General features: G+C 60.8%; 20 protein-coding genes and 2 pseudogenes. 16 read left to right on the top strand and 6 right to left on the bottom strand.

Annotated features, from left to right (window positions below):
- The 4 genes and pseudogenes from A9K71_RS32195 to A9K71_RS30875 form a co-directional block, all read right to left on the bottom strand.
- A partial coding sequence (locus tag A9K71_RS32195; protein ID WP_197092150.1) for a hypothetical protein occupies positions 1-213 on the bottom strand: 213 nt, incomplete at its 3' end.
- 224 nt (positions 214-437) lie between these two features.
- On the bottom strand, positions 438-1,352 hold the full coding sequence (locus tag A9K71_RS25960; protein WP_067002786.1) for a dihydrodipicolinate synthase family protein: 915 nt from the start codon (positions 1,350-1,352) through the stop codon (positions 438-440).
- A gap of 18 nt (positions 1,353-1,370) precedes the next feature.
- A complete protein-coding gene (locus A9K71_RS25955) occupies positions 1,371-2,009 on the bottom strand; it encodes a LysE family translocator (protein ID WP_067002714.1) in 639 nt (212 codons plus the stop codon).
- A gap of 581 nt (positions 2,010-2,590) precedes the next feature.
- Positions 2,591-2,798 (bottom strand): annotated as a pseudogene (locus A9K71_RS30875) (carbonic anhydrase family protein); the annotation flags it as partial.
- 536 nt (positions 2,799-3,334) lie between these two features.
- On the opposite strand from A9K71_RS30875, the gene glmS reads away from it, so the two are divergent.
- Positions 3,335-5,158 carry a glutamine--fructose-6-phosphate transaminase (isomerizing) gene (glmS, locus tag A9K71_RS25945; RefSeq protein WP_067002710.1) on the top strand — a complete coding sequence of 608 codons (1,824 nt, stop codon included), beginning with the start codon at positions 3,335-3,337 and terminating at the stop codon, positions 5,156-5,158.
- A gap of 151 nt (positions 5,159-5,309) precedes the next feature.
- On the opposite strand, the pseudogene A9K71_RS32730 reads toward glmS, so the two are convergent.
- Positions 5,310-5,637: pseudogene (locus tag A9K71_RS32730) on the bottom strand (coproporphyrinogen III oxidase); the annotation flags it as partial.
- A 570-nt stretch (positions 5,638-6,207) separates the two neighbouring features.
- On the opposite strand from A9K71_RS32730, the gene hemN reads away from it, so the two are divergent.
- The 15 genes from hemN (at position 6,208) to A9K71_RS25865 (ending at position 21,976) form a co-directional block, all read left to right on the top strand.
- Positions 6,208-7,533 carry an oxygen-independent coproporphyrinogen III oxidase gene (hemN, locus tag A9K71_RS25940; RefSeq protein WP_067002709.1) on the top strand — a complete coding sequence of 442 codons (1,326 nt, stop codon included), beginning with the start codon at positions 6,208-6,210 and terminating at the stop codon, positions 7,531-7,533.
- A 421-nt stretch (positions 7,534-7,954) separates the two neighbouring features.
- Positions 7,955-8,344: a hypothetical protein gene (locus A9K71_RS25935; protein ID WP_067002708.1), complete on the top strand. Its 390-nt coding sequence runs from the start codon at positions 7,955-7,957 to the stop codon at positions 8,342-8,344.
- 573 nt (positions 8,345-8,917) lie between these two features.
- A complete protein-coding gene (locus A9K71_RS25925) occupies positions 8,918-10,942 on the top strand; it encodes a conjugal transfer protein TraG (RefSeq protein WP_067002706.1) in 2,025 nt (674 codons plus the stop codon).
- A gap of 116 nt (positions 10,943-11,058) precedes the next feature.
- A complete protein-coding gene (locus A9K71_RS25920; protein WP_067002784.1) occupies positions 11,059-11,472 on the top strand; it encodes a CopG family transcriptional regulator in 414 nt (137 codons plus the stop codon).
- A complete protein-coding gene (gene trbB / locus A9K71_RS25915; RefSeq protein ID WP_067002705.1) occupies positions 11,469-12,437 on the top strand; it encodes a P-type conjugative transfer ATPase TrbB in 969 nt (322 codons plus the stop codon). The genes A9K71_RS25920 and trbB overlap by 4 nt, the downstream gene beginning before the upstream one ends.
- Before the next feature lie 11 nt (positions 12,438-12,448).
- The gene (locus tag A9K71_RS25910) at positions 12,449-12,757 is read left to right on the top strand and encodes a TrbC/VirB2 family protein (RefSeq protein WP_067002704.1); all 309 of its coding nucleotides are present in this window, start codon (positions 12,449-12,451) and stop codon (positions 12,755-12,757) included.
- Entirely contained in the window at positions 12,757-13,029 is a 273-nt protein-coding gene (locus tag A9K71_RS25905) for a VirB3 family type IV secretion system protein (protein WP_067002702.1), read from the top strand. The genes A9K71_RS25910 and A9K71_RS25905 overlap by 1 nt, the downstream gene beginning before the upstream one ends.
- Complete coding sequence (trbE, locus tag A9K71_RS25900; protein WP_067002782.1) at positions 13,023-15,473, top strand: conjugal transfer protein TrbE; 2,451 nt, start codon at positions 13,023-13,025, stop codon at positions 15,471-15,473. The genes A9K71_RS25905 and trbE overlap by 7 nt, the downstream gene beginning before the upstream one ends.
- Complete coding sequence (gene trbJ, locus A9K71_RS25895; RefSeq protein ID WP_067002701.1) at positions 15,470-16,195, top strand: P-type conjugative transfer protein TrbJ; 726 nt, start codon at positions 15,470-15,472, stop codon at positions 16,193-16,195. Before trbE ends, trbJ begins: the two co-directional genes overlap by 4 nt.
- A 33-nt stretch (positions 16,196-16,228) precedes the next feature.
- Positions 16,229-17,551: a P-type conjugative transfer protein TrbL gene (trbL, locus tag A9K71_RS25890; protein ID WP_067002699.1), complete on the top strand. Its 1,323-nt coding sequence runs from the start codon at positions 16,229-16,231 to the stop codon at positions 17,549-17,551.
- Positions 17,552-18,283, top strand: a complete 732-nt coding sequence (trbF, locus tag A9K71_RS25885; protein WP_067002696.1) for a conjugal transfer protein TrbF — start codon at positions 17,552-17,554, stop codon at positions 18,281-18,283.
- Positions 18,273-19,301, top strand: a complete 1,029-nt coding sequence (gene trbG, locus A9K71_RS25880) for a P-type conjugative transfer protein TrbG (RefSeq protein WP_067002693.1) — start codon at positions 18,273-18,275, stop codon at positions 19,299-19,301. Before trbF ends, trbG begins: the two co-directional genes overlap by 11 nt.
- Before the next feature lie 11 nt (positions 19,302-19,312).
- A complete protein-coding gene (locus A9K71_RS25875) occupies positions 19,313-20,530 on the top strand; it encodes a TrbI/VirB10 family protein (RefSeq protein ID WP_067002691.1) in 1,218 nt (405 codons plus the stop codon).
- A gap of 13 nt (positions 20,531-20,543) precedes the next feature.
- Complete coding sequence (locus A9K71_RS25870; protein ID WP_067002689.1) at positions 20,544-20,816, top strand: DUF2274 domain-containing protein; 273 nt, start codon at positions 20,544-20,546, stop codon at positions 20,814-20,816.
- A 401-nt stretch (positions 20,817-21,217) separates the two neighbouring features.
- Positions 21,218-21,976, top strand: coding sequence for a Crp/Fnr family transcriptional regulator (locus A9K71_RS25865; protein WP_067002687.1), 759 nt, complete (start codon positions 21,218-21,220; stop codon positions 21,974-21,976).
- Here the strand turns inward: A9K71_RS25865 and A9K71_RS25860 are convergent.
- A complete protein-coding gene (locus A9K71_RS25860; RefSeq protein WP_067002685.1) occupies positions 21,973-22,548 on the bottom strand; it encodes a hemerythrin domain-containing protein in 576 nt (191 codons plus the stop codon). The two genes, A9K71_RS25865 and A9K71_RS25860, sit on opposite strands and share 4 nt — an antisense overlap.
- Between the last annotated feature and the right edge of the window lie 42 nt (positions 22,549-22,590).

The following is a 22,590-nucleotide window of genomic DNA, read 5'->3' as shown; positions in this document are numbered from 1 at the left end:
CACCCCATCTTGTTCCCACCCCTTCGAACGGCTGCAGCAACTCGATGCCGTGCGCGAGCTGTCGGGCCGCGCCAGCTTCCGGCCATCGTCGATCGACAGGCCAATCTCACCGCCGTACAGGCGCTCCCAGCTCTTGTCGATCCGGACTACCCGGCGACAAACGTCGCCGAACTCGTTCTTCCCCTCGATCGTAACCGTCCATTCCACCGCCATCGCTTTGTCTCCGATCAAAACGATGATGATGGAATGCTCGAGCCTAACAACCCGTATTTGACCCCACAGAAATTACCGGTCTCGTGGTAGGCCTGTCTGGATTATATTCCTATTTAGCCTTTTGGTTTGTCAACCAGATAATCGCCAAAGGCAAAAGGTCGTGTTGAGCAGCGATCCAATTCTGGTGCGCGGAACGCCCGCGCCCCGGCTGCCTAATCTAGCAGTTACACTGGGCATGCCCTGTGCAGGGCTATCTCGAGCTTCTCCAGTGCCTGCCTAATGTCATCTCCGGCGTCCTCCGGCAACGGCAAAATTGGACGCGGTGGCGGGAAGTGCGCCAGACCTAGGTATTCGGCGATGACGAACATCACGCGGAAGCTGCCGTAGTGTTTGAACAAGGTCCAGAGCGGCTCGAAAGCGCGGTTCAACCGAGTGGACTCCACCGCGTCGCCGGACTGCGCTGCACGCGTCAGCGCAAGCGCCGGGACCGCCAGCAGACCTGCCGCAACACTGTACCAGGTGTCACACCCGGCGAGCAGGGCATCCGCCGCGCCCCAATCGCCGCTGTATCCGATTGTGAATGTGTCAGGCGTCATCGACCGCAAGCGTGCCAGTTCCCCTTTGTAATCCTCATTCGCCGCCAGTGGCATTTTCACGGCGACGATGTTGGACACCTCTGACAGCCGGGCGATCAATGCGTCGCTGAATGTGAAGCGCGTGTTGCTTGGATTATTGTATATGCACAAAGGCAGTTCCCCCGCCTCGGCAACCGCGACGAAGTGCTGGAAGACTTCGTCCTCGTTCAGGGGAACGTAGGACATCGGTGCCAGGAGCAGGCCGTCAGCGCCAGCGGATTTTGCATCGCGCGCCAGAGCCTGAGCTTCGTCGGTACGCAATGCACCCACACCCACGACAAGAGGCGTTTTGCCGCCGATGCATTCCACGGCAGCCTGAACGGCACGCTTGCGTTCTCCCCTCGTGAGGTAAGCATAGCCGCCCGTGCTCCCCAGAAGGCCGATGGAGTCAGCACCCGCGTGTTGAATACGTTCGAGAAAACGAGCCAGTGCTTCGGTGTCGACATGCCCCTCCGCATCGGTTGGCGTGAGGGGAAACGCCGACAGGCCACGAAACAAAGTCATCATCTATTCCTTTCGAAACTACATACGGGAAAGCAGCATGCGCAGCCCGGCGAACGCGAAGAACATCGCCAACAGACTTTCGATCCAGCGGCGACAGCGGCAATACAGAGCCACCATCGGGGGTGTGGAGAAGACAATGGCGTAGCCGCAGAATATCATGACGCTTAGGACGGCGCAGCCACCCAATATCGCCGCGATGCTCTGCCAAGGCGAATTCGGCCCAATCCCCAGCGTGACGAGCGCGATCCATGCCAGCACGGATTTTGGGTTCGCCAAATGCATCAAAAGGCCCCTTCTATAGAGCCCACCCCGTGAAAGAGCGACTTCGTCGGTCGACGCGCGCAACGCCAGCTTCGCGTTCGACGTAAGCGCCGACCGTCCCGTCCTGAAGGCAAGGAATAGCAGGTAAAGGCCCCCGAAAACCTGCAGCACGAGCAGTGCCTGGGCGTACCTGGCCAAGAGGGCGGAGATGCCGGTCGAGGCCATAAAGCGCCAGAAAATCGAGCCGCTGACGACGCCAGAGGCGAGCATGAGCGCGGCACCCCTACCGCGCGACATCGCAACCCCCATGATGCGCATGTTGCTCGGGCCGGGGCTCCCCGCGGCAATGACATATGCAGCAAAGACGGTGAGCAACTGATGGAGATCGACATTCATTCTCTCAGCCCTTGATAATCCCGATTGATCGATCGCGCCGGATGCCCCGGCGGCCATGGATCCGCTCGCTCGACCGGAAACGGCATCCGGCGATGAAGCACGACGTACAGTTAGGCTTCGCGCCAGGGACGACGTAGGCGTCGGACCAACTCGCCAGATGAGCTTCTGCCCAAGCCGGGCCGTTCGCCGACTCGCAATCCCAGGCCTCAGCAAGCAAATCGGGGATCGAATCGTCCTTCTCCAGCTGAACTGGCATCGACGTGGACGCTCACGGGCTAAATCCCGATGCAATTTCAATTAGACCGTCGATGATGGGACCCCTCAATCATCCAGCGAACTCCATCAATTCGAGCGCAAGCGAGCGCATGAGCGGCGCTACCATCACGATCGCTTCCCTGACTGCACCCAATGTGTCGGTGACGCTACTCAGTTCTCCGCAAGCTAGCGGACAAAGGTCCCCCATGATCTGGTCATGCTGTCGTGAACCCTAGGGCGTTATGGTCGTTGCCACTGCCACCAGCTTGGCGTCGTACTGTTCGAAACCGCGTAACCGCAGTTTTGCTTTACGCCGCGCGATGACCTTAGCTGAGGCTTAGGATGAAGCGCCGATTGGAGGGGCGGATCGGCCGCGCGTTAGATGGGTAAAGCGTCGTAAACCGCTTGATCTCCGCGGTGTCGACCTCGACCGGTTCCATTGCAACCATCCGCTCCCACCTTTTCGGTGCAGGGCGGAGGCGTCAATGATCCCTCATAGGTCCAGTAGCCGAGCGAGGCTGGCGAAAGCCCATTGGATCGAACTCGTCAACGGGCATGGATCAAACTCGCGAATCCGACTTGGAAAGCAGGTCTCAAACGCCACGGGGACCTTCCATCTGGCCCCAGGGATGGGAAGAGGGTTGCTTGTCGTCGCCGAAACGAGTCATTGCGTCCAGCCTGGAGAAGCAAGCCGAGAAAATGATGCATGAACCAGCGTCCGCACAATTGAGCGGCGAGACAAAAGAGTGCGCTGGGGCTCCCCATCGCACTTGGCCCAAGTATTCTCGTCTCCCTCTGGCCGACTTGACATGTTGGTGAGGGCGCCGGCCATGAGATCCGCAGCTCGCTGAACGGAAAGCGACCAATGGGCGGGAACGTGCGACCGTTTCACAACACCCGCAGTGGCCTGAGTTTTGGTTTATCCATAGTGTGGATGATAGCTATCCCAACAATCAATTTTACCAATCTTACTGGATTTCATTAGAAGATTCTAACTGAGTGTGCGCCGGGCGGGTGTTCGTCCCTCGTCTGCGTCGGCTGAGGCTGCCGGGAAGAATTCGGAGAAGACCATGTGCGGGATTGTTGGCATCGTTGGGCAACAGCCGGTATCGGAACGCCTGGTCGACGCGTTGAAGCGTCTGGAATACCGCGGCTATGACTCGGCCGGCATTGCGACGATCACCGAGGGTACCTTGCACCGCCGGCGCGCCGAGGGCAAGCTCGTCAATCTCGAGACGAGACTGAAGGAAGAGCCGCTGAGTGGCACCATCGGCATCGCCCACACCCGTTGGGCAACCCATGGGCCACCGACGGAACGCAATGCACACCCGCACTTCACGGACGGTGTGGCCATCGTCCATAACGGCATCATCGAGAATTTCGCCGAGCTGAAGGACGAATTGGCGGCGACAGGAACCGAGTTCCAGTCCGACACCGACACCGAGGTCCTTGCGCATCTCTTGGCAAGACACCGCCGGGAAGGCATGGGGCGCGGTGAGGCGGTGCATGCCATGCTGAAAAGCGTCAGGGGTGCCTACGCGCTTGCCATCCTCTTTGAGGATGATCCTTCGACCATCATTGCGGCCCGCAATGGACCACCGCTGGCGATCGGTCATGGCGACGGCGAGATGTTCCTGGGCTCCGACGCGATCGCGCTTGCTCCATTCACGAATGAAATCACCTATCTCGTCGACGGCGACTGGGCCGTTGTTGGCAGGACGGGCGCCGATATCTTTGATCACGACGGCCACCCCGTCGCGCGTCCGCGCCAGACCTCCATGGCCACGGCCACTCTGGCCAACAAGGGCAGCCATCGCCACTTCATGGAGAAGGAAATCCTCGAGCAGCCCGAGGTCATCGCCGATACACTTGGTCATTATAGCAATTTCATAGAAAATGGCGCCGATGCGGTATCTGGCATCGACTTCGCCAGAATCCCGAGCTTGGCGATCTCTGCCTGCGGCACCGCCTATCTCGCCGGACTGATCGGAAAATACTGGTTCGAGCGCTATGCGCGCCTGCCGGTCGAAATAGATGTTGCATCCGAATTCCGCTATCGCGAGATCCCGTTGTCGCCGCAGTCTGCGGCTCTTTTCATTTCACAATCGGGCGAAACCGCCGATACGCTGGCATCGCTGAGGTACTGCAAGCAGCTTGGGCTGAAAATTGGCGCCGTCGTCAATGCGCGCGAATCGACCATCGCTCGGGAGGCCGATGTGGTCTTCCCGATCCTTGCCGGCCCTGAGATCGGCGTCGCCTCCACCAAGGCCTTCACCTGCCAGCTTGCCGTTCTTGCAGCACTCGCCATCCACGCAGCCAAGGCCCGCGGAACCGTGACCGAAGATGAGGTGCAGGCGCTCGTCGGGAGCCTCACCGAAATGCCGCGCCTCATGAGGCAGGTACTGGAGACCATCCAGCCGGAGATTGAGCTTCTGTCGCGCGAACTGTCAAAGTATCATCATGTCCTGTATCTCGGCCGTGGCACAAATTTCCCACTGGCGATGGAAGGTGCGCTGAAGGTCAAGGAGATTTCCTATATCCACGCCGAGGGCTATGCGGCAGGTGAATTGAAGCACGGTCCTATCGCATTGATAGACTCGAACATGCCAGTGATCGTCATCGCGCCACATGATCGCTTTTTCGACAAGACCCTCTCCAACATGCAGGAAGTGGCCGCCCGCGGAGGGCGAATTATCCTCATCACCGATGGAAAAGGGGCAGCCGCATCGAAACTCGATGCGATGCACACGATCGTGCTACCGGCCACCGACGAGATTGTCGCGCCGATGATCTTCTCGCTGCCGATACAGCTTCTTGCGTACCACACGGCGGTCTTCGTGGGCACAGATCTAGACCAGCCACGCAACCTGGCAAAATCAGTCACAGTCGAATGATTGTGAAGCTTTTCATAGGTCGCAACGCTCGCCCATTGGTAGGACTCCAAGGCCTTCAACCGGCGCAAGCGCGACTGTTGTTTACTGGAGCATGCTGGTAAGCGGGGATTGGTTATCCCCTTTGGCCGCCCCTCACGCTGCTTGGCTGTGCTTACGGGCAAACCCGGTCGAGAAGAGCATCGATACGCACCAATGGCGCTAATCACAAAGCGATGCTCCTGCCGCACGCGGATAAAACCCTTCGATGTCCACTATCGGCCAGGATCGCCAGTCGTTTAGCTGAACTAAGAAAACGGATCGAATCAAATCCATGGGCCGCACAGATTGCCTGCACATCAGCGGCACGATGATTGCGGCTCGCGCGCGGTCTTCTTCGGTGAGATGGTAGCCCTTTGACTTTGCCAGGCGGCCAGCTGCTATGTGGGGCAGTAGGAATCCCGTGTAACCTCGTTCTGGACGTAACGCTCGCCGATATGCCCGGCCAGTCGCAAGAGGATCGGGCGATGATCGGACGCTTCCAGGAACCGCTCCATGGTTCGGTCGATCGCGACGATCATGAAATAGCGGCCGTACGGCACGAGATTGGGCGAGATAAAGACATGGTCGATCAGCTCTTGAAGGGCGCCTTGACGTACGTGATCTGCTCGTCCGAAGCATCCTGCGCGGGAGCGCGGTCAGGCCGGCGGCGATCAGCGCGTCGAGGTCTCCGGACGCCAAGGTTGCATTGGGGTCGCCGCCCATCCGGTCGATATCGAAGCTGGATACTGGCCGAGCCGAGCCGACCGGTCGAAATGCGGCATGCCGCGTTCCAGCAACATCTCCTCGCCCAGGCGGACGCTGAAGGGAAGGGGATATGCACGATATTCTCGACGGGAAACCCATGGCGCTTGTCGCTGACCAGCACGTGCGCATACCGTCGCTGTCCAGCCAAGGCTGAACAGCGCTTATCGCTGCGATTCGGACCGAAAGCGGATCGGCCTGATATAGCGCAAAGACACAGGAGAGCGCAGTGGTAAAGGATGGAAGGCATCAACATGGGACGGTAACTGTTGCAGACCACAAAACATCGCGAGGCCCGCCTGCCTTGGTACACCATCTATCCGACTGTCTCGGAGTTCTCTGGGGCGGTCGGCGCCGAGGTTTATGAGGAATGGCTTAGGAACCTACCGGCTGACGATCCGGCGTCACTTTACTTGCACGTTCCGTTCTGCCGATCAAAGTGCTGGTTTTGCGGCTTTCCCACCGCCATCACTCGCCATGATGCGCCGATCCTCAATTATCTGGCGGCGCTGCGTGACGAGATACGTTTGGTCTCGGAGCACGCGCCACAGGCGCTGCCCGTGAGCGATGTGCATTTCGGCGGCGGAACGCCAGCTCTCATGGGGCCAGTAGAGTTCCTCGCCCTGATGGAGTTCCTGCGCCGCCACTTTTCGCTCGCGAAAACAGCTACGATCGCCGTCGAGATCGATCCACGCACGTTCACGGCCGAGATGGCCGAAGCCTTGGAAGCAGCCGGCGTGAACCGCGCGAGCCTCGGCGTGCAGAGCTTCGATCCCATTGTTCAAAAAGCGATCAACCGGGTCCAGAGTGAGGCGCAAACGGCGGCTGCCGTCGAAATGCTGCGTCGGCATGGAGTGAGAAGCATTAACTTCGACCTCATCTTTGGTCTACCGCATCAAACGGTGCAGTCTTGCGTCGAGACTACGAGGGCGGCGGTCGCCATGCGCCCCAACCGGCTTGCGGTGTTCGGCTACTCGCACATTCCGTCCTTTATCAAGAATCAGCGCCTCATCGACGAGGCATCTCTTCCAGACAGCGCTGCCCGCGCCGAACAGGATGCGGCCATTGCGGTGACGCTGATTGCCGCCGGCTACCGAGAGATCGGGCTCGACCATTTCGCCTTGCCGGACGACGATCTCGCCCTCGCACAGAAAACCGGGCGCCTGCGGCGCAACTCGCTAGGTTACTCGGCCGACACCTGCAAAACCCTGATCGGTTTTGGCGCGTCGGCTATCGGGCGTGTCGGCGAGGGTTACGTTCAGAACGAGGTTACACGGGAATCCTACAGCCGGCACATCGCAGCTGGCCGTCTGGCGACGTCAAAGGGCTACCGTCTTACCGACGAAGACCGCGCGCGAGCCGCAATCATCGAGCGACTAATGTGCGATCTCGAGGCCGATGTGCCGGCGATCTGTGCCGCCCACGGGTCTGATCCGATCCATCTTCTCGAATCGACTGAACGCTTGGCGATGCTTGCCAAGGACGGAATTGTGGTCATCGAAAAGGGTTTTGTCCGCGTATGGCGGCAGCATCGCTTTGCGATTCGCGGTGTTGCTGCCGCATTCGATGCTTTTCTCGACCGGGTTGCCCCGTGAGCCAGCCAACCAGTGCGAGGGAGGCCAAGGCGACGCCGAAGCGAAAGTCGACATGCGGTTTGCCTTCTTGTAGGTCATGGATTTCATAGCCGTCGCCGGCGTAGCGGGCCTCAAGCGGCTTCCCGCCCTCGAACAAGGCCACGTGAGAGCCGGAACGAGCATCGAGATCTGCGTCCGATAAGCGGACGGCTGCACAGGCGACGCGCAGATTGGCGAAGCGGCGGGAAGCAAAGAGTTCCTCAAGAGTAGTGCAGAGGCTCGGCCTCGTTAACGCCCGCGCGCGCGCCCTCAGGAGCGGCAGCCAAGGAGCAGCCGTCTGCCCGCGGCCGACTAAAACGATCGGTCGTGTGGAGTTGGCCGACACCTGTGAACAAGCCGTGTGCGACATTGCAATCATCCATCTAATGGCTCAACTGCCCACATGGCCGTGAATGAACTGGATTTGTTGGTTTTCCAGATGGCAGTGGAAAGCGTCCGCTCACTCTGCTTGAGCTTCAATGACAAAGCGGCGGAAATAGCCGCGAGGAGCCGCGGAATCCTGATTTTCGACGTGCGGGTCGACGATGACGCCGACATCCAGCGGATCGCTGCCATCCGATATCGAGGCGACCAGATAGGTGTGGTGGCGTTGGACAGACAAGGCCTTGTTAGCCGCTACTGCGTCGTAAACGGTACGTTTTCCCGCTTCATCGTACCGTTGGAAAATTGGACCAGCATGCCGGTGTCAATGCAGGCCAAAATCGATGTCACTCACCTTGCCGGCCTCTTCCTACGCGCGTTGCGAAATGCGGGTCATATGCCTGGCAACTAGCGCTTGGCGGAACGCATCTGTGGATTTTTTTGCATCCGCCTGGGCGTCTGAACCGGTGGTCCATAGAGGTTCTGCAGCGCGCGGATGTGCCACGGCCGGGAGTGATAGCCGCCTCTGCCCGACAGCATCGCCGGCGAAGCTTGCCACGCAATGAATGTCGTCAATTCGGCGTCCGAGAAGATCGCCCAATACATCATCAGCGCCCAATATGTCCGAGCTCGCCTGAGGAATTCGCATGGCGAGCGGGCCCACCTCGCGATTCGATCTCGATAGACCCATTTGTACCTCAGATCGGACTCGATGTTCAGGATTTCCTCAGCGGCTTGCCCGCACGCTACCGCCAACTCCCGACCAAATATCCGACGTGCTCACGATAAGCACGAACGATATGAGTCCCCTCCGACATAGCAGTCAAGACTCGCTCGGGAATGCGCGAATATTGGTACACACCTCGAAGGAGAGCAAGGGCGCGCCAAAGAGCCTCATCGCACCAAATCGTACATAGGGTGCATTCCTGTTCCGGCCGCCCCGGGCGATGCTCGATCCTCCTCTCCAGAACAGCGGAGCAACCTAGTGACGCCCACAAAGCTTCTGATTGGGCAGATCGCCATTGTGTTCGCCATCGTTCTCCTCGGCGTGTGGGCTGCCACGCAATGGTGCGCTCATATGCTGGCCTTTCAGGAACAACTCGGCGCGCCATGGTTTGTCGCGGCTGGCTGGCCGATCTACGAGCCGTGGAAACTGTTGGAATGGTGGTTCCAATTCGATGCCTATGCGCCCGAGGTATTCGACAAGGCGGGCATGCTTGCGGGCACCAGTGGATTCATGGGCTGTGCCGCTGCAATCGCTGGTTCCCTCTGGCGCGCGCGCCAGCGCGGGTTGGTCACTACCTATGGCTCCTCTCGATGGGCGGCGACGCGGGAGATCGAGAAAGCAGGGCTGTTTCAGCCGGCAGGCGTCTTCCTCGGCAATCTGAAGGATCGCTATCTGCGTCATGACGGGCCGGAGCACGTCATGGCGTTCGCGCCGACACGTTCGGGCAAGGGCGTCGGACTGGTTGTCCCAACTCTTCTCTCCTGGTCCGGATCGGCCGTCATTCACGACATCAAAGGCGAGAACTGGCAGCTGACCTCCGGCTGGCGGTCGAAGTTCTCGTATTGCCTTTTGTTCAATCCCACTGATCCGCGATCGGCCCGCTACAACCCGCTCTTGGAAGTGCGCAAAGGTCCGAACGAGGTCCGCGACGTCCAGAACATCGCCGACATCTTGGTAGATCCTGAGGGCGCGCTGGAGCGGCGTAATCATTGGGAGAAGACCAGCCATTCACTCTTGGTCGGCGCCATCCTGCACGTCCTCTATGCCGAGCAGGAAAAGACACTCGCTCGGGTCGCCACATTCTTGTCGGACCCGCAGCGCTCATTTGTTGCAACGCTACAACGGATGATGACGACCAACCATCTTGGCACGGCGGAAAGGCCTCAAGTACACCCCGTTGTGGCTTCTGCGGCGCGCGAGGTGCTGAACAAGTCGGAGAACGAGCGTTCAGGCGTGCTCTCGACCGCCATGTCTTTTCTCGGGCTCTACCATGATCCGACCGTGGCTGCGGCCACTTCGTCTTGTGACTGGCGGATTGCCGACCTGATGGACGCCGCGCGACCGACATCGCTCTATCTGGTCGTGCCGCCATCTGACATTTCGCGCACCAAGCCTTTGGTGCGACTGATCCTGAATCAGATCGGCAGGCGGCTCACGGAGCGCCTCGAGGGTGACCCAAAGAAGAGTCGCAAGCATCAACTGCTGATGATGCTGGATGAGTTTCCGGCGCTCGGTCGCCTCGACTTCTTTGAGACCGCGCTCGCCTTTATGGCCGGTTACGGAATTCGTGCCTACTTGATCGCGCAATCGTTGAACCAGATCTCCAAAGCGTATGGCGAGAACAACGCCATTCTGGACAATTGCCATGTGCGAATTGCCTTTTCCTCCAACGATGAACGCACGGCCAAGCGAATCTCGGACGCGCTTGGCACGGCCACGGAATTGAGATCAATGCGCAACTATGCGGGCCATCGGCTAGCGCCCTGGCTCTCGCATGTCATGGTGAGCCGCCAGGAAACCGCCCGCCCGCTGCTGACACCTGGCGAGGTGATGCAATTGCCGCCCTCGGACGAACTGGTGCTCGTTTCGGGATTGCCGCCCATCCGCGCCCAAAAGCTGCGCTACTACGAGGATCAGAATTTCACCGAACGGGTGCTGCCTGCGCCGGTGCTGCATGACGGTCTCTACCCAGACTGCCCTGCGCCGCGCCAAGACGACTGGACTGGCCAAGTACGCGGCGTCGACCGCCGTCTTGCCTCCGAAAGCGCTGGCGCCGCGCTTGCGGACCAGGGAGGTGTTCAGCAGCAGCGCCATCCTGGCCTGCCCGAAGAACATACCGCCGTCACCCAGGAACCGGACCAGGACGATCTGTCCAGACCCGCTGACGATGATAGCGAGGCGATGGCTGACAAGCGCGTCATGGACCGGATCTCCACCGTCGCGCGTGCCTATGGCATCAACGAGGGAAGGGGCGATGACAAGGATATGGTCCCCGGCTTCTGAACGCCGGCGCGTGGCCGGCGTACTTCAGCGTAGATAACGGCCATACGCGATTTCGGGGCTTTCGCCGATGTTTGTTCCCGTCGCCGGCGCAACGCCGGTCCGTCGGAACGAGCCGCATGAAGACCTACCGCATTCGTCACCAGTTTCTGCTCGATCCCGAATTGAGCGAGAGGCTGGAGAACCTCAGCCGCGATCCCTCGACGACCAAATCAGCCATTGTGGCGAAGGCGGTTGAGGCTTTCATCGAGCGGCGTGGCGAGAACGAACTCGACCGGCGCTACGGTGTGCGGCTCGATCGTCTTTCACGCGACCTCATTCAAGTGCGGCGCGATGCCGAGATGATCCTGGAGAGCCTGGCGCTCTTCATTCGCTTTTCGATCACGCTTCACGCCCACACGCCGGTCCCAGACAAGGCGACGCAGGCCATTGCGCAGGACCGTTTCGACAACTTCGTCGAGCAGGTCGGTCGCCAGATCGCTTCCGGGAAACGGTCGCTCGGCAAGGAGAATGGCAGGGGAGGGGAAGGATGAGCTCTCATCCGGAGGCCGACCGTCGCCGCCGCGCGATGCTGCGCACCGCTATGGGCCCTGCGATCACCGAGGCGCTCTCCGATTCATTGGTTATCGAGGTGATGGTCAATCCCGACGGCGCGCTGCGGCTCGACCGGTTGGACGAAGGCCGGGTCGATACCGGCGTGCACATGCACCCTTCCGAGGCGGAGCGCATTATCCGCCTGGTCGCGTCCCATATGCGCGCCGAGGCTCATGCCGACAATCCGATCGTCAGTGCGGAACTGCCGTCGGGCGAACGCTTCGAAGGACTGCTGCCGCCTGTGGTGCTGGCGCCGTGCTTCGCCATTCGCAAACCAGCGGCAAAACTCTACACGCTCGCCAACTATGTCGCCGACCGCATCATGTCGCCGCTGCAGGCCGATGCGCTGAGGAAGGCAGTGCGCGAGCGGCGCAATATCCTGGTCGCAGGCGGCACGTCCTCGGGCAAAACGACCCTTGCCAATGCACTGCTGGCCGAAGTCGCCGAATGCGACGAGCGGGTGGTCCTGATCGAGGATACGCGCGAACTGCAATGCGCAGCAAAGGACTGCGTTGCCTTGAGAACGAGGCGTGGTTCGGTAACGCTCGCCGATCTCGTGCGCTCGACGCTCCGGCTCAGACCCGACCGCATCATTGTCGGCGAAGTGAGGGGCGCGGAAGCGCTCGACATGCTCAAGGCATGGAACACGGGCCACCCCGGCGGTATCGCCACGGTTCACGCCAATTCGGCGCGCTCCGCTCTCTACCGTATCGAGCAACTCGCTCAGGAGGCCGTCGTCACCGTTCCCCGCCGCCTCATCGCCGATGCGATCGATCAGATCGTCTTTATCGCCGGGCGCGGATCCTCGCGCCGCATCGACGCGATCGCCGAGGTCACTGGTCTCGACGGCAGCGGCGACTACGCCGTCACCCAACTCACGCTTCCGCAACTTCAGCAGTTTTGAAAGGTCACTTCATGCGCAAGAAGCTTCGCTTTCTTTCGTCCACCGCGCTCGCGCTTCTAGTCACCGCCCCGGCATACGCGGCTGGCTCCGGCATGCCCTGGGAACAACCGCTGCAGCAAATTTTGGAATCGGTGCAGGGGCCGGTCGCCAAGATCGTCGCGGTGATCATCATCATCACCACCGGCTTGACGCTTGCCTTCGGTGACACGGCAGGCGGGTTCCGCCGGCTTATCCAGATCGTCTTCGGGCTATCGATCGCGTTCGCGGCATCGAGTTTCTTCCTCTCCTTCTTCTCCTTTGGCGGCGGGGCACTCGTCTGATGGTCGCCGCAGAGCAGCACATCGAAGGGTTCGAGATCCCGGTTCACCGCGCATTGACGGAGCCGATCTTGCTGGGCGGCGCGCCGCGAGCGGTGGCGATTCTCAACGGTACGGTGGGCGCGGCAATAGGCCTTGGCTTGCAGCAGTGGATTGCCGGGCTGGTGCTCTGGACCGCCGGGCACACGCTCGCGGTCTTTGCCGCAAGACGCGATCCCGATTTCGCCAGCGTGCTACTCCGCCACCTTCGCCTGAAGGGATGGCTTGCATGCTGAACCTTTCGGAATATCGCGGCAAAGCCGACCGGCTAGCCGACCATCTGCCTTGGGCTGCTCTTGTCGCTCCGGGCATTGTGCTCAATAAGGATGGCAGCTTTCAGCGGACCTTCCGGTTTCGCGGCCCCGATCTCGAAAGCGCGACGGAAGCCGAACTCGTCGGCATCTGCGCGCGAGCGAACAATGCGCTCAGACGACTTGGCTCCGGCTGGGCATTGTTCTTCGAGGCGGAGCGCATGGAAGCGTTGGGCTATCCGCAATCGCGTTTTCCCGACGCGGCCTCATGGCTTGTCGACGAAGAACGCCGTGCGGCCTTTGAGGGTAAGGTGGCGCATTTCGAAAGCCGCTATCACCTGACCTTGCTGTTCATGCCATCGCCCGACAGCCAGGCGCGGGCGGAAAGCGCGCTCGTCGACTCGCATCATTCCGAAGGCGAACGAGACTGGCGCCAGGAGATGGCGCGGTTTCGTGACGAGACCGATCGTGTGCTGGACCTTCTGTCCGGCTTCATGCCCGAAGTGCGCGCGCTCGAAGATGCCGAGACGCTAACCTACCTGCACGGCACAATCGCGACCCACCGCCATCCGGTCGCAGTGCCGGAAACGCCAATGTATCTCGACGGCTTCCTCGTCGACGTGCCGCTTACCGGCGGCCTGCAACCGATGCTGGGCGATCAGTATCTGCGTACGCTCACCATCCTCGGCTTCCCGAACCTCACCCGGCCCGGGATCCTCGACGCCCTCAATCATCAGGATTTTTCCTATCGCTGGGTGACGCGGTTCATTCCGCTCGACAAGACTGCCGCCACGAAGACGCTGACCCGGTTGCGGCGGCAGTGGTTTGCCAAGCGCAAGTCAATCTCGGCCATCCTGCGCGAGGTTGTGACCAACGAACCGGTCCCTCTCGTGGACAGCGATGCTGACAATAAGGCGCTCGATGCCGATGACGCGCTTCAAGCATTGGGTGGCGATCATGTCGGCTTCGGCTATCTCACTACGACCGTGACGGTCTGGGACGAGGATCGCCACGCCGCCGCGGAGAAACTCCGCGCGGTCGAGCGCATCGTCAACGGCCTCGGTTTCACCACGATCCCGGAGAGCGTCAACGCGGTCGAGGCGTGGCTCGGGTCGCTGCCAGGTCATGTCTATGCCAATGTTCGCCAGCCGCTCGTTCACACGCTGAACCTTGCCCATCTTATGCCGCTGTCGTCGGTTTGGGCCGGCCCGGCGACGAACGAGCATGTCGCGAAAGTCACCCAGATCGACGCTCCGCCGCTTCTCTTCGCCGAGACGAGCGGGTCAACTCCGTTCCGGCTTTCCACCCATATCGACGATGTCGGCCACATGCTAATCGTTGGTCCGACCGGCGCCGGCAAGTCGGTGCTGCTTGCGCTGGTAGCTCTGCAGTTCCGACGCTATGCCGGCGCCCAGGTCTATGTCTTCGACAAGGGCAATTCGGCTCGAGCGGCAACGCTCGCCATGGGTGGAGAGCACCACGCACTCGGCGCGGATGGCGCGGTTGCCTTCCAGCCCCTGCACGACATCAGCGACCCCGCGACGCGCAGTTGGGCGGCCGAATGGATCGAGGGCCTCATTGCCCATGAGAACGTCACCGTCACTCCGGAAGTGAAGGAGGCCATCTGGTCGGCACTTATCAGCCTATCTACAGCGCCGGCGCAGGAACGCACCCTGACCGGCCTGTCCGTCCTGCTTCAGTCCAATGCGCTGAAGTCTGCCTTGATGCCCTACACACTCGACGGCCCCTACGGTCGGCTGCTCGATGCCGATGATGATCGGCTGGCCTTGTCCGATGTGCAGTGTTTCGAGACCGAGCAACTGATGCACAGCCAAGGCGCTGTCACGACGCCGGTGCTCACCTATCTCTTCCATCGTCTTGAGGAGCGGTTCGACGGACGGCCGACACTGCTCATGCTCGACGAGGCGTGGGTCTATCTCGACAATCCGCTCTTTGCCGCCCGCATCCGCGAATGGCTGAAGGTGCTGCGCAAGAAGAACGTCTCGGTCATCTTCGCCACGCAGTCGCTTGCCGACATCGCCGGCTCGGCAATAGCGCCGGCAATCATCGAGAGCTGCCCCCAGCGCATCTTTCTTCCCAATGATCGTGCCGTGGAACCGCAGGCTAGGGCGGCCTACGAACGCTTCGGTCTGAACGAGCGGCAGATCGAGCTTGTCGCTCGCGCCACACCGAAGCGCCAGTACTATCTGCAGTCGCGCCGCGGCAACCGGCTCTTTGAGCTCGGCCTCGGCCCGATTGCTCTCGCCCTTTGCGGTGCCTCCGATCCTGCCAGCCAGACGCTCATCGATAGCGTGCTGTCCGAGCACGGGCAGGACGGCTTTGCCGCTCGGTTCCTGAATGCGCGCGGCCTCGATTGGGCCGCCGAGCTTCTCCAGCAATTCCCTCAACCCAAGGAGCAATCGTCATGATGCGGCGCCGTTTTCTCTCCACCCTGATCACTATTTCTCTGATCGCCAAGCCGATGGCCGACTATGTCCAGCCGGCCTATGCGCTCATCGTGTTCGATCCCTCGAACTACGCCCAGAACGTTCTGACGGCGGCGCGCTCGTTGGAGCAGATCAACAACCAGATCCAGTCGCTGCAGAACCAGGCCACCATGCTACAGAACATGGCACGCAATCTTCAGAGTTTGGATTTCTCCTCCGTGGGTCAGCTGACCGGCGCGCTCCATCGCATCGATGGACTGATGGACCAGGCGAGCGGCCTGAGCTTTGATCTGGACAAGCTTCAGGACCAGTGGCGACAGCAATATCCGGAAAGTTACGATGCGACGATCAAAGTGAGCGATGTGGCCACCGCCGCGCGCGAACGCTGGCAAAGCGCCATGCAGGCGTTCCGACAGACCATGGGTGTGCAGTCGCAGATCGTCGAGAATGTCCGAGGCGACGGTGACCTGCTTGCCGATCTCGTCAACCGCAGCCAAGGGGCGGCAGGCGCGCTTGAGGCAAGCCAGGCCACCAATCAGCTGATCGCGCTTTCGGCCAAGCAGCAGATGCAGATCCAGACGCTGCTTGCGACGCAGTTTCGGGCTGAGGCTGAGGATGCGGCCCGCAAAGCGCAGTCCGAGGAAGCCGCCCGCGAGACGACAAAGCGCTTCCTGGGCACCGGCATGGCCTATCCCGGCAACTGATCACCAGTTCTTCCATATGAGAGAGGTGGCGGCGTGAACGACCTCGGGGTCATTGATCGCTTCATGGAGACTTTTATCCGCTATATCGATAGCGGGTTCGGTCTGCTTTCGGGCGACGTCGCCTTCCTCACTACGACTTTAATTGGCATCGACATCACGCTTGCCGGCCTGGCCTGGGCATTCGGCGGCGAGCCCAACATTCTAGCCCGCCTCATCCGCAAGGTCCTCTATGTCGGCGTCTTCGCCTTCATTCTGAACAATTTCAAAAACCTTGCCGACATCATCTATCGGTCCTTTGCCGGTCTCGGCATCAATGCGTCTTCCGGCAATCTCTCCGCCGACAATCTGCTGCATCCAGGCCGCATTGCCGCGACGGGCTTCGAGGGCGCGTGGCCGCTTCTCGATCAGGCGAGCCAGTTGCTTGGTTTCCCCGAAATTTTTGGCAACGCGCTCACCATCTTCGTGCTGCTCTTGGCCTGGTTCCTAGTCATCATCGCCTTTTTCATTCTCTCCATCCAGCTCTTCATCACCATCCTGGAATTCAAACTCACCACGTTGGCAGGCTTCGTTCTCGTGCCCTTCGCGCTGTGGAACCGCTCGTCGTTTCTGGCCGAGCGCGTGCTCGGTAATGTGATCTCGTCGGGCATCAAGGTGATGGTGCTCGCCGCAATCGTCGGTATCGGGTCCACGCTCTTCGGCGAGTTCGCTTCGGCACTCCAGGGCAAGGAGCCGGACTTGGCCGCTGCCATGTCGCAGGTGCTCGGGGCGCTGGCGCTGCTTGGGCTGGGCATCTTCGGGCCCGGGATCGCCTCGGGTCTTGTCTCCGGCGCGCCACAACTTGGCGCCGGCGCCGCGCTCGGGACCACGGCGGCCGCTGCCGGATCGGCGCTCGTTGCCGGGGGAGCCGCCTTTGCCGGTGCGCGCATGGCAACCGGCGGCGGCCTTGCCGCCATCCGAGCCGGCACGGCCATGGGATCGGCCGCTTCCACGGCCTGGCAGTTGGGACGGGTAGCTTCGCTTAATACCGGCCTGTCCGGTGTGGCTGCTGGAATGCAGGGCGTGGCGGGTGCCGCCAGCGGCGTCGTGATGCGAGCAGCAGGATCTGCCGCGGGAAACTTCAGGCGCAGCGCTGATGCCGGGCGCGAAGCCGCATGGACCGCGACTGGCGGTGCGCCGACCGCGTCAATGACCGGAGGTCCGGCCGGCTCTGCCCCTAATACCGCGCCCAATTGGGCGAGACGCATGCGTTCCGAGCAGACCGCTCGTGCTCATCGCCACGCCGCCATCCAGGCTGTCCGCGAAGGGGACAGGCCGGGCGCCAGCGCCAATCCCTCTCTCAACGACAAGGACGACTAGATGCTCTTCAAGCGACCCGTTCAACGTTACGGCAAGACGCCCGAGCCGGTCACGCCGTATCAAAAGGCCGGCCAGCTCTGGGATGAGCGCATCGGCTCATCGCGGGTGCAGGCCCGCAATTGGCGGCTGATGGCCCTTGGCTGCCTGGCTTTGGCAACCGGGCTCTCCGGCGGCCTTGTTTGGCAGTCGATGCAGAGCCGTGTCGTACCTTACGTCGTTGAGGTCGACCGTTTTGGCGAGGCGCGTGCCGTTGCGCCGGCAATCCAGGATTATGAGCCCTCGGATGCTCAGATCGCCTGGCATCTCGGCCGCTTCATCCAAAATGTCCGGTCCGTGTCCACCGACCCGGTGCTGGTGCGACAGAACTGGTTGGCAGCCTACGACTTTGCCACCGACCGCGCAGCGCTCTTTCTCAACGAGTACGCCAAGGCGAATGACCCCTTCGGCCAGATCGGCACGCGCAGCGTGTCGGTGCAGGTGACCAGCGTGGTCAGGGCTTCCGACAGCTCGTTCCAGGTCAAATGGACCGAGCAGGTTTTTGAGCGCGGCAGCTTGGCCAGCACGACGCGCTGGACCGCGATCCTCACCATCGTGATCCGCCCGCCAAGCAATACCGAACAACTGCGCAGCAACCCGCTCGGCGTCTTCATCAACGCCATCGATTGGTCGCGTGAGCTCGACAGCGCAGCACCTGCATCTGTTTTCCCGAAGGAGCCTGCAAATGAAAAATAGAGTCCCATCATTCCGTGCCGCGCTACTCCTGTCCGCGTCAGCAGCCGTCCTTCCCGCTTGCGCCTCGAAGGCGGTGCCACCGCCTGAGATTTCCTACGATGCTGCCGACTTCAAACCAGCCGCGATCGAAAAGCCACCGGAGAATCCGGTGAAGATTGTCCAGGTCCCAAAGCCGCTACCGCTCCCGGGCCAGTTGCAGCCCGATCCGGATAAGGTCGCTGAGGAAAAGCGTTCCCCTGAAGAAAGGGTCACCGATGCCAACAAGGCGGCCACGCAGCAGCCCACCAGATACGGCTATGTCAATGCGGTCCAAGTCTATCCCTTCACCGACGGCGCACTTTATCAGCTCTATGCCGCGCCGGAGCGCGTCACCGATATCGCTCTACAGCCGGGCGAGAAGTTAACAGCCGTGTCGGCTGGCGACACCGTGCGCTGGGTCATCGGCGACACCGTCAGCGGCACCGGCGACAGTCAGCGCACCCATGTGCTGGTCAAACCGTTCGCGCCGGGGCTTAGCACCAATCTGGTGATCACCACGGAACGCCGGACGTACCACCTGCAGCTTAAAAGCACCGAGAAAACTGCAATGGCGGCGATCTCCTGGACCTATAGCGAAGACCAGATCATAGCGTTGCGCCAGCGCAATGCGCAGGCCGACGCCGCCATGCCGGCAGCTTCAAATGTGGCACTCGAAAACATTCGCTTCCGCTACTCGATCAGCGGTGACACGCCGCCTTGGCGGCCGACGCGTGCCTTCGACGACGGCAACAAGGTTTATATCGAATTCCCGCGGCGCATCGATCAGGGTGAGGCACCGCCACTCTTCATCGTCGGTGCTGACGGGAGCAACCAGCTCGTCAACTACCGCATGCGCGGGAACTATTACATCGTCGATCGTCTCTTTGCCGCCGCCGAATTGCGCCTCGGCGTCAAGGAGCAGCAAGTGGTCCGCATCACCAGGATCGACGGCCGGCAACCGCCACGGCGGATACCGCTCTTTGCGCGATCCAGCAGGTGAGGAGAGCGCTCATGACCGATACTTCCCGACCAGATGCACCGCCGAAACTCGACCCCGAGCAGCTGCAGTTGCGGGCTTCTCCCCGGCGCGCGGTGCGGTTCAGGCGCGGCTTGATCGTCGCTATCGCTGCAGTTGGATCCGGCGCAATTCTAGGCGTCACGATGATAGCGCTTCAGTGGCCGGCGTTGCGTATCAAAGAGCGGGCGGAAGACCTCTACAACACCGAACGTAAGCCAACCGCGGAGGGACTTGAAACGCTTCCCAAGGACTACTCCGTAATCAAGCCGAAGCCTCCCGTGCTTGGGCCACCTCTGCCCGGCGATCTCGGCCGCCCCATTCTTGAACGCCAGCGACAGCTTGGCATCGCCCCGGGGCAGGAGGCCTCCGCCGAGGAGCAGCGGCTTGCCCAGCAGGCGATCGAGGCACGTGAGTCGCAAGTCATGTTCCGGATCGAGAACCGGCCCAGGGAAACGAATGTCGGCGACAATGCACAGGGAGCGCGGCCGCCGTTTGAAGCACCACTTGCACAACCCGATGCCGAAGACGCAAGGGCTTCCGTTGCACCGGCTGAGGGTGATCAGAACAATCAGCAGCGCAAGCTCGACTTTGTCAGCCAGCAGAGCACAAACGGGATCTACAATCCGCACGCGCTGCAGACTCCGGCTTCGCCCTATCAGCTGATGGCCGGCAGCGTAATCGCCGCAAGCCTGATCACCGGCATCCATTCCGACCTGCCTGGCCTCGTGGTTGCACAGGTTACCGAGAATGTGCACGACACAGTCACCGGCAGCACCTTGCTCATCCCGCAGGGCTCGCGGCTCATCGGCACCTATGACAGTGTCGTCGCTTTTGGACAGAAGCGCGCGTTGCTAGTCTGGCAGCGCATTGTGATGCCCGACGGGTCGTCAATTGAAATCGACAATCTGCCAGCGACAGATACTGCCGGCTATGCAGGGCTGGAGGACCAGGTGGATTTCCACACTTGGCAGCTGATCAAGGGAGTTGCTCTAGCCACGCTGCTGGGCGTCGGCACCGAGTTGAGCTTTGGGGACAACGAAAGCGATCTGCTCAAGGCAATCCGCGAATCCACTCAGCAGAACGTCAGTCAAGCTGGCCAGCGCATCACCGAAAAAAACCTCAATATTCAACCCACCATCACCGTCCGTCCTGGTTGGCCGCTCCGCGTCATCGTGCACAAGGACATCCTGCTACGACCGTACACAAATTGAATAGGAGCCGCTCATGGCGAATCTGAAATTAGGAAAGCTTCCGGACCGGACGCCTTCCAAGATCACTATCACCGTCAGCGCGGGTCTCAGCCAAGCACTGAAGGACTACGCGGCGCTTTACCGTCAGACCTACAATGAGTCTGAGACAGTAGCTGAGCTCATTCCATTCATGCTGGTCGGGTTCTTGGAAGGCGATCGCGCGTTTGCCAAGGCCAGAAAGGAAAGCTTGCCTGCCGCCGGCATGTCAGAGAAATCGCGACGCATGTCAGGTTCAGGTTCCGAGTAATATAAAGTTTCGTCAATGGCGCAAGCCGCAGCGCTGAGTAGCGGAGCCGCAATGGGGTGCGTCGACATTCAGTGAAAGAATGGGCCGAACAATCCAACCTCGTTGGGCGGATACAAAGTGGAGCCCTGCCTGCAGGTTCCGGCCGGCCCTCTGCCATGCGACCCCCTTTGGGAAATACCCGCGTCGCCACAGAACATAAAGTGGCGCCCTATGTCTCGCCAAGCCTGGCACCTAATTCCGGTCTCATTTGGTGAATCGTTTTTGCCTCGCCGGAAGTCTGGCCTCGTCGAAGAGTCAAAGCCCTGATTTCGGTCAGCCTCCAGCACGGACAAACTGCCGCAAGGATTTCTCTGCCATCGCTTGCTATCCTGCCGAAACTTGGGATCGATGGCGCGAGCGTAATGACAGTACAGCAGGACATTCACAGTTCCGGCATTCCCGTTCTTTGCCTGTCTTGCGCCGCACGGCATCGCGGGATCTGTGGTGCGCTCGATCGAAACCATTTGGTTGGGCTCGCCAAGACTTCGTCGCGGCACAAAATCGAGCCGGGGGTCGAACTGATCGCCGACGCCGCGGCTGTCGACAGCTATTCAAACATTCTTTCAGGTGTAGTGAAGCTGACGAAGTGCCTTTCGGACGGCCGCCAGCAGATTGTCGGTCTTCGGTTCGCACCGGATTTTCTGGGCCGGCCCTTCAAGGTGAAAAGCACGATCAATGTGGAAGCGGCAACCTCCGTCTCGCTGTGCTCGTTTCCGAAGGCGGCCGTTGAACGGATAATGAAGGAATCACCGGAACTCCAGCTTCGCTTGCTCAAGCAGACGCTGAACGAACTCGACGAGGCACTTGAATGGATGGTGACTCTCGGGCGCAAGACCGCACCCGAGAAGGTGGCCAGCTTTCTCCTCATGATCGCCCAGAATATGGATTCCAGTATCGACCCGGCGGCTAGGTCCTCATGCTTCGATCTGCCACTGACACGTGCCGACATCTCTGATTTCCTTGGACTGACGAACGAGACCGTGAGCCGCCAGCTTACGCGATTGCGGGCTGACGGCGTGATCCGGATCAAGAACAACCGCCATATAACGGTGGACAGCATGAGCCGGCTGGAGCAGCGCTGCGGCGGCCGAGGCTCGCGGCAACCGGCCTTTGAGACCTAAGCGCCTACGTCGCTTATTGCGATCCGCGGCAGGACGTGCTCGCGTTCGAAAGCGATGTGTCGCCGCAAGCCTTCGAAGAAGCCTCGTAACATGAACCCGACAGCTTCCGGGCTCTCTATCGGATTACCATGACCTATCGCTAGGAGCGTTTCGGCCACCTCGCTAGCGAAGCATTGATCCTCAAGGTGCTCGACGCGCAACCGGCTGGTAGAGGCAAGTTTGGCCTCGGCCGGCGTCAAGTGCGCCTCATACGCTGGGAAAATCACCGTCTCCTCAAGCCCATGAATGTCACGGAGCAGCGGAACGATTTTCTTGGCCGTTCCAAGACATTTGAGGCGGTCGACGTTCGGCAGTGCATCGGCAATGGTTTCCAGCGAGTCGCAGAGATACAGCTTTTCCCGATGGCCACGCTTCATGACCTCGCCCGGAATCGCCTCTGTACCGGCCTGACGCGAGGAAGCTGCACTTGTCCATGAGTGGGGTGGCCCGTGCTGCGTTTCCTTGTTCAAATCGCCACCATCTGATTCACCGAACTCGATGCTGCCCGAAGCAAAATCGTGCGGCTCTGACATGGATCAGGGCGAGCAGGCGGCAACTAGGGAATTAATGCACCG

Source organism: Mesorhizobium sp. WSM3873, assembly GCF_001672445.1.
Classification (GTDB): Bacteria; Pseudomonadota; Alphaproteobacteria; order Rhizobiales; family Rhizobiaceae; genus Mesorhizobium.
Note: the sequence above shows the minus strand (reverse complement) of the source record. Positions and strands in the feature narration are given on the sequence as shown.

Bases quoted from the DNA above. Each gene is read 5' to 3' on its own strand.
- A9K71_RS25905 (WP_067002702.1), top strand. From the start codon at position 12,757: ATGGTCGCCGCAGAGCAGCACATCGAAGGGTTCGAGATCCCGGTTCAC.
- A9K71_RS25875 (WP_067002691.1), top strand. From the start codon at position 19,313: ATGACCGATACTTCCCGACCAGATGCACCGCCGAAACTCGACCCCGAG.
- A9K71_RS25960 (WP_067002786.1), bottom strand. From the start codon at position 1,352: ATGACTTTGTTTCGTGGCCTGTCGGCGTTTCCCCTCACGCCAACCGAT.
- trbE (WP_067002782.1), top strand. From the start codon at position 13,023: ATGCTGAACCTTTCGGAATATCGCGGCAAAGCCGACCGGCTAGCCGAC.
- trbJ (WP_067002701.1), top strand. From the start codon at position 15,470: ATGATGCGGCGCCGTTTTCTCTCCACCCTGATCACTATTTCTCTGATC.
- A9K71_RS25935 (WP_067002708.1), top strand. From the start codon at position 7,955: ATGGCCGTGAATGAACTGGATTTGTTGGTTTTCCAGATGGCAGTGGAA.
- trbB (WP_067002705.1), top strand. From the start codon at position 11,469: ATGAGCTCTCATCCGGAGGCCGACCGTCGCCGCCGCGCGATGCTGCGC.
- A9K71_RS25860 (WP_067002685.1), bottom strand. From the start codon at position 22,548: ATGTCAGAGCCGCACGATTTTGCTTCGGGCAGCATCGAGTTCGGTGAA.
- A9K71_RS25870 (WP_067002689.1), top strand. From the start codon at position 20,544: ATGGCGAATCTGAAATTAGGAAAGCTTCCGGACCGGACGCCTTCCAAG.
- A9K71_RS25910 (WP_067002704.1), top strand. From the start codon at position 12,449: ATGCGCAAGAAGCTTCGCTTTCTTTCGTCCACCGCGCTCGCGCTTCTA.
- glmS (WP_067002710.1), top strand. From the start codon at position 3,335: ATGTGCGGGATTGTTGGCATCGTTGGGCAACAGCCGGTATCGGAACGC.
- A9K71_RS25920 (WP_067002784.1), top strand. From the start codon at position 11,059: ATGAAGACCTACCGCATTCGTCACCAGTTTCTGCTCGATCCCGAATTG.
- trbG (WP_067002693.1), top strand. From the start codon at position 18,273: ATGAAAAATAGAGTCCCATCATTCCGTGCCGCGCTACTCCTGTCCGCG.
- A9K71_RS25955 (WP_067002714.1), bottom strand. From the start codon at position 2,009: ATGAATGTCGATCTCCATCAGTTGCTCACCGTCTTTGCTGCATATGTC.
- A9K71_RS25865 (WP_067002687.1), top strand. From the start codon at position 21,218: ATGACAGTACAGCAGGACATTCACAGTTCCGGCATTCCCGTTCTTTGC.
- trbF (WP_067002696.1), top strand. From the start codon at position 17,552: ATGCTCTTCAAGCGACCCGTTCAACGTTACGGCAAGACGCCCGAGCCG.